This window comes from Micrococcus sp. KRD012, assembly GCF_017168555.1.
Lineage (GTDB): Bacteria > Actinomycetota > Actinomycetes > Actinomycetales > Micrococcaceae > Micrococcus > Micrococcus luteus.
Map to the genome: position 1 here is coordinate 17,355 of NZ_JABFBB010000010.1, position 10,454 is coordinate 27,808.

Annotated in this window: 8 protein-coding genes, 1 tRNA gene and 1 pseudogene; 7 read left to right on the plus strand and 3 right to left on the minus strand. The window is 74.2% G+C overall.

Translation table 11 applies throughout. From position 1 onward, the window contains the following. Together J1M37_RS05500 and J1M37_RS05505 are read left to right on the plus strand one after the other, a co-directional pair. Nucleotides 1-553, plus strand: a 553-nt coding sequence (locus J1M37_RS05500; protein WP_036341280.1) for a hypothetical protein, incomplete at its 5' end; no start/stop codon positions are given. Nucleotides 554-597: 44 nt separating this feature from the next. Then, nucleotides 598-1,557, plus strand: a complete 960-nt coding sequence (locus tag J1M37_RS05505) for a diaminopimelate dehydrogenase (RefSeq protein ID WP_020626110.1) — start codon at nucleotides 598-600, stop codon at nucleotides 1,555-1,557. A 55-nt stretch (nucleotides 1,558-1,612) separates the two neighbouring features. Here J1M37_RS05505 and J1M37_RS05510 read toward each other — a convergent pair whose 3' ends face one another. Beyond that, entirely contained in the window at nucleotides 1,613-2,593 is a 981-nt protein-coding gene (locus tag J1M37_RS05510) for an AEC family transporter (protein ID WP_020626109.1), read from the minus strand. Nucleotides 2,594-2,853: 260 nt separating this feature from the next. Here J1M37_RS05510 and J1M37_RS05515 point away from each other — a divergent pair, with 260 nt between their 5' ends. After that, nucleotides 2,854-3,300, plus strand: coding sequence for a DUF2087 domain-containing protein (locus tag J1M37_RS05515; protein ID WP_065572502.1), 447 nt, complete (start codon nucleotides 2,854-2,856; stop codon nucleotides 3,298-3,300). A 167-nt stretch (nucleotides 3,301-3,467) separates the two neighbouring features. Here the strand turns inward: J1M37_RS05515 and J1M37_RS05520 are convergent. Together J1M37_RS05520 and J1M37_RS05525 are read right to left on the minus strand one after the other, a co-directional pair. Further along, a tRNA-Gly gene (locus J1M37_RS05520) sits at nucleotides 3,468-3,541 on the minus strand. A gap of 99 nt (nucleotides 3,542-3,640) precedes the next feature. Continuing rightward, complete coding sequence (locus tag J1M37_RS05525; protein WP_020626107.1) at nucleotides 3,641-3,814, minus strand: hypothetical protein; 174 nt, start codon at nucleotides 3,812-3,814, stop codon at nucleotides 3,641-3,643. 414 nt (nucleotides 3,815-4,228) lie between these two features. Between J1M37_RS05525 and J1M37_RS05530 the strand changes: the two genes are divergently transcribed. From J1M37_RS05530 to J1M37_RS05545, 4 genes and pseudogenes are all read left to right on the plus strand, one after another. Further along, nucleotides 4,229-5,404, plus strand: a complete 1,176-nt coding sequence (locus J1M37_RS05530; RefSeq protein WP_241250884.1) for a hypothetical protein — start codon at nucleotides 4,229-4,231, stop codon at nucleotides 5,402-5,404. Between the two features lie 3 nt (nucleotides 5,405-5,407). Then, entirely contained in the window at nucleotides 5,408-5,989 is a 582-nt protein-coding gene (gene dcd, locus J1M37_RS05535) for a dCTP deaminase (RefSeq protein ID WP_036317147.1), read from the plus strand. Further along, nucleotides 5,923-7,308, plus strand: a pseudogene (locus tag J1M37_RS05540) (MFS transporter); the annotation flags it as partial. The gene dcd and the pseudogene J1M37_RS05540, both read left to right, overlap by 67 nt. Before the next feature lie 68 nt (nucleotides 7,309-7,376). Further along, the coding region (locus tag J1M37_RS05545) for a Na+/H+ antiporter subunit A (RefSeq protein WP_206452272.1) at nucleotides 7,377-10,454 on the plus strand (3,078 nt) is incomplete at its 3' end.

The following is a 10,454-nucleotide window of genomic DNA, read 5'->3' on the forward strand; positions in this document are numbered from 1 at the left end:
CGCCCGGCCCCGCCCGACGACGGCGCCCCTCGCCCTGCCCGACCGGCCCGGGTGGGTGCGGCTCGCCGCGGGCGCGGTGGTCCCGGGCGTCATCGCCGCCGCCGCGGCGCTCGCGGCCCTGCAGGTGTTCGTCCTCAACCCGTTGGCCGCCGCGCCCGGCGACCGCGGCCTCGGGAGGATCTACGCGGACCTGAGCGCGGCGGGCCAGCTCGGCGTCCCCTTCGTCCTGTCGGCCGTGATCCTGGCGGCCGGGCTCGGTGTGGCCGCGATCCTGTGGTTCCTCACGTGGCGTCGCGAGGAGGTCGACCCGCTGGCGGTCCTCGCCCTGGGCCTCGCCTCGCTCGTCGCCGCGTCTCCGGCCTACTTCATGGCCTCGTTCGGGCCGGGCATGGCGCTCGCGGACACCTACGGCGTCGGCGGGGGCGACCACAGCCCGTGGGCCTGGCCGATCTACGTGGTCAGCGTGCTGGCGTTGGCGGGGCTGGTCGCCGTCGTCGTGCTCCTGCTGCGCGGTCCGGCCGGCGGACTCGGCGCCCCGCGGCGCCGGGCCTAGGCTGGCGGGACCGACCTGACCACGACCCCACCAGGAGGACGCACATGACCATCCGCGCCGGCATCGTCGGATACGGGAACCTCGGACGCAGTGTGGAGAAGCTCGTGAAGCTCCAGCCGGACATGGAGCTGGTGGGCATCTTCTCGCGTCGCACCGGCCTGGACACGGACACGCCCGTGCTCCCGGCGGAGCGGGCCGCCGAGCACGCCGGGGAGATCGACGTGCTGTTCCTCTGCCTCGGCAGCGCCACGGACATCCCCGAGCAGGCGGCCGGCTACGCGCGGCACTTCACCACCGTGGACACCTACGACAACCACCAGCTCATCCCGCGGCACCGCTCCGAGATGGACGCCGCGGCCCGGGAGGGCGGGCACGTGGCGATGATCTCCACCGGCTGGGACCCGGGCCTGTTCTCGGTGAACCGGGTGCTGGGCGCGGCGCTGTTCCCGCAGCCGCAGCAGAACACGTTCTGGGGCAAGGGTCTCTCGCAGGGCCATTCCGACGCCGTCCGGCGGGTCCCCGGCGTGCGGCGCGGCGTGCAGTACACGATCCCCAGCGAGGAGGCGATCGCCGAGGCCCGCGCCGGACGGGGCGCCGAGATCACCGGCGCCTCCGCGCACGTGCGTGAGTGCTACGTGGTGGCCGACGAGGCCGACCACGCGGCCATCACCGAGGCCATCACCACGATGCCCGACTACTTCGCCCCGTACGAGACCACCGTGCACTTCATCTCCGAGGAGGAGTTCGAGCGCGACCACCAGGGCATGCCGCACGGCGGCCACGTCGTCACCTCGGGCGACCTCGGCGGCTCGCGCAGCGCTGTCGAGTTCGTGCTGGAGCTGGAGTCCAACCCCGACTTCACCGCCGCCGCGCAGGTCGCCTACGGCCGCGCAGCCGCGCGTCTGAAGGCCCAGGGGGAGACGGGGGCGCGCACCGTGCTCGAGGTCGCCCCGTACCTGCTCTCGCCCACGGGGCTGGACGAGCTGATCCGCCGGGACGTCTGAGCCGCGGCGAGGCGTCCGGCGCGGGGCACCGGGCCGGGCGCCGCCGTCGTCGGCCTCAGGCCAGCAGCAGTGCGACGGCGATCATCGCCGGGATCGCGACGATCGTGGTGACCAGGATCGTGTCCTTCGAGACGCGCAGGCCCGTGTCGTAGCGGACGGCGGTGACGAACACGTTCTGTGCGGTCGGCAGGGAGGCCAGGACGACGGCGACGAACACGTGCCGCGCGTCCAGGCCGAACACGAACTGCGCGAGCAGCCAGGCCAGCAGCGGATGCACCACCAGCTTCACCGCCGAGGCGAGCAGCACGTCCGCGCGTCGCCCGCCGGCCCGCTCGAGCGGCCGCGAGCCGACCAGCGACATGCCGAACGCCAGGAGCATCGCCGGGATGGACAGCCCGCCGATGAGCTCCACGGACTCCATGAGGGGGCCCGGCAACGACCAGCCGGTGAGAGAGAAGACCAGGCCGGCCACCGAGCCCAGGATCAGGGGGTTGGTGACCGTGTGGCGGACCTGGTCGGCCACGGCGCGCCCGGGGGAGCGGCGCACCGCCCGGCGCCGGCCCGCCGTCGTGCGTCGCCGGACCTCGCGCGCGGTGGCGGCGTCCATCGCGGCCACGTAGAGCGGCGTGTAGATCGCCAGCTGGAAGATGAGCGCCGGGGCGGCCAGGGCGGCGTCGCCGAGGACGTAGGCCGCGATGGGGATGCCGAGGTTCGCCGAGTTCACGAGCGAGGCGCTGAGCGCGGACATGATCCGCTCCGAGGCCGACCTGCCCTTCAGCAGCGGGACCGTCACCGCGAGGTACAGTGCGGCCGCGGTGAACGCGGACAGCGTGGCCACCCACAGCTGGGGGCCCAGCACGGCGCCCACGTCCGCGCGGGAGAGCGTGACGAACAGCAGCGCCGGGTTGCCGATGAAGAACGCCGCGCGGGAGAGCACGGTGCGGCCGTGCTCGCCGAGCACCCCCGTGCGCCCCACCAGGACGCCCACGAGGATGATCACCCACACGACCGCGAAGCCGGAGAGCACCTGGGTCACGGACGGGCCTCCACGGGTCGGGGTGGGGCGGTCCGCGGCGGGGTCAGGGGCATGGCGCGATCCTACGTCGCGGGCGTGGGCTAGCCTGGATCACGACGGCGGCGCCCACCGCCGAGCGCGCCACGCGGCCCGGTCCCGCGCGGCAGGGCCCTGCGGCCCGGCGCGAAGGGGAGCGGATCCTCGGGCCCACCCGCACGCGACGGACGTCGTCCCCGACCCGCGGCGCGGCATGGCCGGGAGCGCGCCGGCGAGGATGCACCATGACCCGTCAGTCCGACCTCAAGACCCTGATCCGCGCCCGCATGGCCGTCACCGGTGAGCGGTACACCGCCGCGGCGGCGGCCCTCGCCGACGAGTGGCAGTCCGCCGAGCGCTACCACGCGACCGTGCTCGCCCGCTTCTTCGACGGGGACCGGCTGCGCTCCATCCCTGCGCGTCGCAAGCCGCGGGTGGCCGTCCTTCTCGAGCTGTTGCGTCGCTTCAGAGCGGGCCGCGCCTACGCGGAGGCCGAGGTCAACGACCTGCTGCGCCCCGCCCACGAGGACGTGGCCACGCTGCGTCGCGAACTCGTGGACTACGGGTTCCTCGACCGCGCCGACGGCGTCTACCGGCTGGCGGACGCCGGGCCCGACCTCGACCCGCGCTTCGCCGCAGACCTGCCGGTCGACCTGGAACGCCGGCTGCGCGAGATCCGTGCGGGCCGTTGAGGGGAGCGGGACCCCGCACGTCGACCTGGAACGCCAGCGGTCGCCATGACGCCGGAATGTGGCCGCATTCCGACGTCTCGCGTTCCCGGTGCGGCCGTGGCGGGGCGACGTGGACCGACACGGCCCCGGGTCCCTCGCGTGAGGGGCCCGGGGCCGTCGTCGTGGTGTGGAGCGGGCGACGGGAATCGAACCCGCGTATCTTGCTTGGGAAGCAAGCGCTCTACCATTGAGCTACGCCCGCGCAACCGCTCGGCTTCCGCCTGCGGCGCGGGCACCACCATACACCAGCCCGGCCGGTGCACCGGCCCCGCGTCGTCCTCGCGCCCCACGGCCCCGTACGTCAGTGCACCGGGTCCGCCACGGCGACCTCGCGCGCCTGCACCCGCCGCGTCGCCGCCCGGGCGCGCGAACGACCGAACGCGTCCGCGTACCGCGTGAGCACCGGCCCGGCGATCACGATGGAGAACTCCCCGCGGATGGTCAGGGCCGCACCCGCGCGCCAGCGGCCGGCCACGCCGTTTCCCGAACGAAAGCGCACCAGGGGCCGCCGTTTCCCGAACGAAAGCGCGCCGGGGGCCGCTGGTAGAGTCCGAACCGCGCCCGGCCGCGGCCGGACGCGTCCGGCAGCCCCTGTCCCGGAAGGACGTCCCATGCGCGACACCACGGCCGACGCGGCCCAGGTCCCCGCCGGCCCGCACCGCTGGCCCCCGCCGCGACGCCGTCCCCGGTCGCCGACCTCGAGTCGGTCCGCGCCGCGATCCGCGCCCACGGCGGCCCCCTGGCCTCGACCGCGCACCTGCACGGCCGCCCCGCCCCGACGCCGCCGGCCGCCCACGCGTCCCGTGGCCTGCGCGGCGCCGCGCGCACCCTGACCGCGACCCGGCGCGACGTCGCCGCCCGCCTGGCCGACTCCCGCGAACGCGCCGACGTGCCCGTCGAGGCGCTGCTGAACTCCGCCTTCGTCGACGCCCACGCGGACGAGCGCCCCGCCGAGCGCGGCGTGCCGCGCGGGCGTCTCGCCGGTCTCGTGGACGCCGTCCTCCCGCCGGCCCGTCCCGCGGACGACGACGCCGCGGCCGGTCTGCTGCTCGCCCTGCGCGAGCCGGTCCGCGAGGTGTTCGCCTCGGACTCGTTCGCCGCCCGCCCGTACGCCGACGCGCCCACCGTCCGCGCGCTCTTCGAGGACTTCCTCGCCCACCCGCGCCGGCACGACCCCGAGCGCTTCTGGCGCCTGCTCAACCTCGAGCTCTGGCTGCGCGACGCGGTGGACGCGGACGCCGCCCCGGCCGGCCCCGCCACCGCGGTCGACGAGGCCCCCACCGCCCCGGCACCGGCCAAACCGGACCACGAGCCGAACCCGGGCAAGGAGCTCGACCTGGTCTCCGCCGAGGACGGCCGCCGCTACCGCCGCTTCCCTGTGCAGACCGGCCTGGTGGACCGGGACACGGACCTGCAGGCCTACCTGCGCGGCGAGATTGAGGACTTCTTCCGCGACCTGCCCGCGGACGCGATGCCGCAGGACGCCCCGTGGCACTTCTCCGTGTCCGAGAAGATCGTGGCCATCACCCAGGGTCGCTCCTACTACACGTGGGAGGTCCGCCCCTCCGTGGCCGCCCGCGTCCTCTCCCGCCTGGTCACCCGCACGCCCGCGGGCATCGGCCTGGGCGATCCCACCACCATGCAGCTGGCCATCCAGGAGGCCGGCCTGCCGCGCATCGTGCTCTCCGCGGCCGCCGGCGCCGCCGGCAAGGTCGCCGGCAAGCGCGGTGTGTTCTACAACGTGGTGGGCGGCAACGTCCGCGCGATCGACGGGCCCACCACCTACTCCACGTTCCCGGCCAACGTCTCCGCCAAGCTGCCCCCGGCCGAGCCGGACCGGGTGGCCGCCGAGGTCTCGGCGATGATCCGGGCGGCGGACATCCCGGCCTGGGCGAAGGCCTCCTTCGCCGGCACCGTCGTGATGGACGCCAACGACATCGGCCGCAACGCCCTCGGCAAGGACACCGCCGCGTCGGCCGCCGCCCTCGAGGCCGCCTTCGCGGACAACCCGCTGGGCCAGGGCCGCGAGCGCACCCCGCTGGCCGTCGTCGTGCGAATGGACTGAGCCGTGCTGCTCTCCGACCGCGACATCCGCGCCGAGCTCGACTCCGGCCGCGTGGGCCTGGACCCCCTCGACCCGGCGATGGTCCAGCCCGCGTCCGTGGACGTGCGCCTGGACCGGTTCTTCCGGCTCTTCGACAACCACCGGTACGCGCACATCGACCCGCGCCAGGAGCAGGACGAGCTGACCCGGCTGGTGGAGGTGGATCCGGACGAGGCGTTCATCCTGCACCCGGGGGAGTTCGTGCTCGGCTCCACCTATGAGCAGGTCACCCTGCCGGACGACCTCGCCGCCCGCCTCGAGGGCAAGTCCTCGCTGGGGCGGCTGGGCCTGCTGACGCACTCGACCGCCGGATTCATCGACCCCGGTTTCTCCGGGCACGTCACGCTCGAGCTGTCCAACGTGGCCACGCTGCCCATCACGCTGTGGCCGGGGATGAAGATCGGCCAGCTGTGCTTCTTCCGGCTCTCTTCGGCGGCCCAGTCGCCGTACGGCACCGGGGCCAACCAGAACCGGTACCAGGGTCAGCGCGGGCCCACGGCCTCCCGGGCGCACCGCGACTTCCATCTCACCCGCATCGAGCGATGACCGACGTCGCGCTCCCGCCGGTCGCCTCCGCCGCCCCGCGCCGCCAGGTGGCCGCGTGGGCGCTGTGGGACTGGGGCTCGGCCGCGTTCAACGCGGTCATGGTCACCTTCGTGTTCGGCACCTACCTGGCCTCGGACGCGTTCGGGCCGGACGAGCGGGGCACGGCGTGGCTGTCCACGGCCCTGGCGATCGCCGGCGTCGTGATCGCCCTGACCGCGCCCGTGATGGGCCGGCGCGCGGACGGCGCGGGCCGGCGCCGCCTCTGGCTGGGGGTGATGACGGCGGCGGTGATCGCGTGCACCGCGGCCTGCTTCTGGGTCACCCCGGAGGAGTCCTCGCTGCTGCTGGGCGTCACCCTGATCGCCCTGGGCACGGTGTTCTTCGAGTTCGCGGAGGTGCAGGTCAACGCGATCCTCGTGCACATCTCGACGCCGGCCACGATCGGCCGGATCTCGGGCATCGGCTGGGGCGCGGGCTATCTCGGTGGCATCCTGCTGCTGCTGATCGTGTTCGTGGGCTTCGTCTCGGGGGACGCGCACTGGTTCGGCGTCACGGAGGACGCGGCGCTGAACATCCGGGTGGTCGCGCTCGTGGCCGCGGCGTGGTTCCTGGTGTTCGCGATCCCGGTGCTGGTGGCCGTGCCGGACCCGGCGCCCGCGCCGTCCCCCGGCGGCGGCCCGCGGCGGGAGTCCCTGGCGGCCTCGTACCGTGCGCTGGGGTCCACGCTGGCGCGGATGTGGCGCGAGGACCGGAACACGCTGTGGTTCCTCGTGGCCTCGGCGGTGTTCCGCGACGGCGTGGGCGCGGTGTTCGTCTACGGCGCCATCCTGGGCACCACGGTCTACGGGCTGGCGGCCTCGGACGTGGTCCTGTTCGCGATCGCGGCCAACGTGGTGGCCGCCCTGGGCGCCTTCGTGGGCGGGCAGCTCGACGACGCAGTCGGCCCGCGCCGGGTGATCCTCGGTTCGCTGGCCGCCATGGTCCTCGTGGCCGGGGCGCTGTTCTTCGCCTCGGGCACCCTCGCGTTCTGGGTCGGCGGGCTGGCGCTGTGCCTGTTCGTGGGCCCGGTGCAGTCGGCCTCGCGCGCGTTCCTGGGCCGGCTCACCACGCCGCGGACGGCGGGCGAGGTGTTCGGGCTGTATGCCACCACGGGCCGCGCGGTCGGGTTCATCACGCCCGCGCTCGTGACGCTCGCGCTCGCCCTGCACCCGGACAACCGGGTGGTCATCCCCGTGATCGCCGTCGTGCTCGTGGCCGGTGGGCTGCTGTTCGCCCGGGTCACGGAGCCGATCACGCGGAGCGCGGAATCGGTCCGCTGACCCCGGGTGGGGCGCATCCCTCCGCTAGGCTGGACCGTACCCCCGCCCGTGCCTGACGAAGGGACCGCATGCTCGTCATCCTGACCGCGCTCTTCGTCGTCGCGCTCGCCGCCCCGGTGATCTTCCGGTGGACGGGACGTCAGGGGTTCTATCTGCTCGCCGCCGCCCCCGCGGCGGGCTTCGTCTGGCTGCTCACCCAGCTGCCGCACGTGTTCGCGCTGCAGGAGGCGCTCGACGCCGGCCGGCCGGTCCCGGCCTCGGCGGCGCACCTGGACCGCGCCGTGCCGTGGGTGCCGTACCTCGAGATCGAGCTCGCGTTCCGCATGGACGTGCTGGCCGCGTTCATGTCCCTGATCGTGCTGGGAGTCGGCGCGCTGGTCCTGGCCTACTGCGCCCGCTACTTCCGGGAGCACGAGCCGCGCAACGCGGTGTTCGGCGGGCAGCTGCTGGCGTTCGCCGGCGCGATGTTCGGGCTCGTCACCACGGACGACCTGATGGTGCTCTACACCTTCTGGGAGATCACGTCTGTCCTGTCCTTCCTGCTGATCGGCTACTCGGGCCACCGCATCTTCGCCCGCCGCTCCGCCATCACCGCCCTGATCGTCACCACGTTCGGCGGCCTGGCCATGCTCGCGGGCCTGATCATGCTGGCCCACTTCGCCGGGTCCTGGCGGATCTCCGGGGTCCTCGAGGCCGCCCCCGCCCTCATGGCCGACGCCGGGCTGCGCGGGCTGCTCGAGGTCGCCGTCGCCCTGGTGCTGATCGGCGCCCTCACGAAGTCCGCCCAGGCCCCCTTCCACTTCTGGCTGCCGGCCGCCATGGCCGCGCCGACCCCCGTGTCCGCGTACCTGCACGCGGCGGCCATGGTGAAGGCCGGCGTCTTCCTCGTGGCCCGCCTGGCCCCGGAGTTCCACGGCCTCGCCATGTGGCAGGTCCTCGTGATCGGCGTGGGTCTGTGGACCCTGCTGCTCGGCGGCTGGCGCGCCCTGCGGCAGACAGACATCAAGCTCGTCCTCGCGTACGGCACGGTCTCCCAGCTCGGCTTCCTCATGGTGGCCAACGGGCTGGGCACCCGCGACGCCGCCATGGCCGGCCTCGCCATGCTCCTGGCCCACGCGGTGTTCAAGGCCCCCCTGTTCATGGTGGTCGGCATCATCGACCACGAGGCCGGCACGCGCGATCTGCGCCAGCTCTCCGGGATCGGCCGCCGCCACCCGGCCCTGGCCGCCGTCGCCGTGGTGGCGGGCCTGTCCATGGCCGGCCTGCCTCCGCTGTTCGGCTTCGTGGCCAAGGAGTCCGTCCTGGAGGGCCTGGCCGCCCACGGCGTGGCGCACGCGGACGTGTGGGGCTGGACGCCGCTCGTGCTCATGACCGTGGGCTCGGTGCTCACCTTCGCCTACACGTGGCGGTTCCTGTGGGGCTCGTTCGCCGCCAAGCGGGACGAGGAGGGGGCCGCGGTCCCCGTCACGCGCTTCCACACCCGCGTCACCACCCTCGAGCTGGCCCCGGCCGCGCTGCTCGCGCTCGCCGGCCTGGTGCTCGCCTTCCTGCCCGGCCCGGTGGAGGGGATCATCACCGCCCACACGGGTTCCCTGCCGCCGCTGGACCCGGAGGAGGCGCCGGCCTACCTGGCCCTGTGGCACGGCTGGACGCCCATCCTCGCCCTCTCCGCGGGGGTCTGGGTGCTCGGCGCGCTGCTCGCCCTCGGCCGGCCGGGAGTCGAGGCGTTCCAGCGCCGCGTCGAGTTCCCGGTCGACGCCCTGCGCACGTACCGGAAGATCACCGGCGCCCTCGACGAGGTCGCCATCTGGGTCACGGGGCGCACCCAGACCGGCTCCCTGCGCCGCTACCTGGGCATCATCCTGGCCACCGCGTTCCTGCTGCCGGCCGCGTTCCTGCTCTTCCCCGTGGGGCGCAGCGAGCGCACGCTGGCCACCTCGTTCCTCTCCGCGGACGTCGCCTGGTTCCAGACCCCGGCGCAGCTGGTCGTGGTGCTGATGATCGCCGTCGCCACCGTGTTCGCCGTCCGCGCGCGCCGCCGCTTCAAGGCGATCATGCTGGTGTCCGTGACCGGCTACGGCGCCGCCGCCCTGTTCGCGATGCGCGGCGCCCCGGACCTCGCGATCACCCAGGTGCTCGTGGAGACCATCATCCTGGTCACCCTCATCCTGGGCCTGCGCGTGCTGCCGCCGGACTGGTACGACCGCCGCACCGGCTCGCGGCGGATCGCCCGCATGGCGGTCGCCGGCGGCTTCGCCCTGACCATGATGTGGATCGCCGCCACCGCGCTGGCCGCCCGCACGGCGGAGCGGATCTCGCTGCCCATGCCGGAGCTCGCCTACACGGACGGCTACGGCACGAACGCCGTGAACGTCACCCTCGTGGACATCCGCGCGTGGGACACGTGGGGCGAGATCACGGTGCTGGCCGCCGCGGCCACCGGCGTGGCCTCCCTGATCTTCCTGCAGCACCGCGACGGGCGCACCCGCAGCATCGACGACGTCGCCCCCGGCTCCGTCGGCGACTTCGGCGCCGACTCCTCGCTCGGGGCCCGCGAGCTGTCCGTCGTGCGCAGCTTCGCTGTGGACGATCGCAAGGGCCAGTGGCTCGTGGCCGGCCACACGATGGCCCCCGAGCGGCGCTCGATCATCCTCGAGGTCGTCACCCGCTTCATGTTCCCGATCATGATGCTGCTCTCCGTCTACCTGCTGCTGGCCGGGCACAACACCCCCGGCGGCGGCTTCGCCGGCGGCCTGCTCGCAGGCCTGGCCCTCACGCTGCGCTTCCTCGCCGGCGGCCGGTACGAGCTGCAGGAGGCCTCCGTGATCCCGGCCGGGCCCATGATCGGCCTGGGCCTGGCGATCGCCACGCTCACCGGGATCGCCCCGCTCTTCTTCGGCGGGCAGATCCTGCAGTCCTATGTGGTGGAGTTCACCGACCTGCCGCTGTTCGGCGACGCCCTCAAGCTGGTCTCGGCCACGGCGTTCGACATCGGCGTGTACCTCGTGGTGGTCGGGCTCGTGATCGACGTGCTGCGCTCGCTCGGCGGTGAGGTGGACCGCCGGGGCGAGGAGGCCCGCCGCGCCCGCCTGCGCGCCGCGGCCCGCCGTCGTCATCCGCGCATGCCCACCCCGTCCACCCCCGAC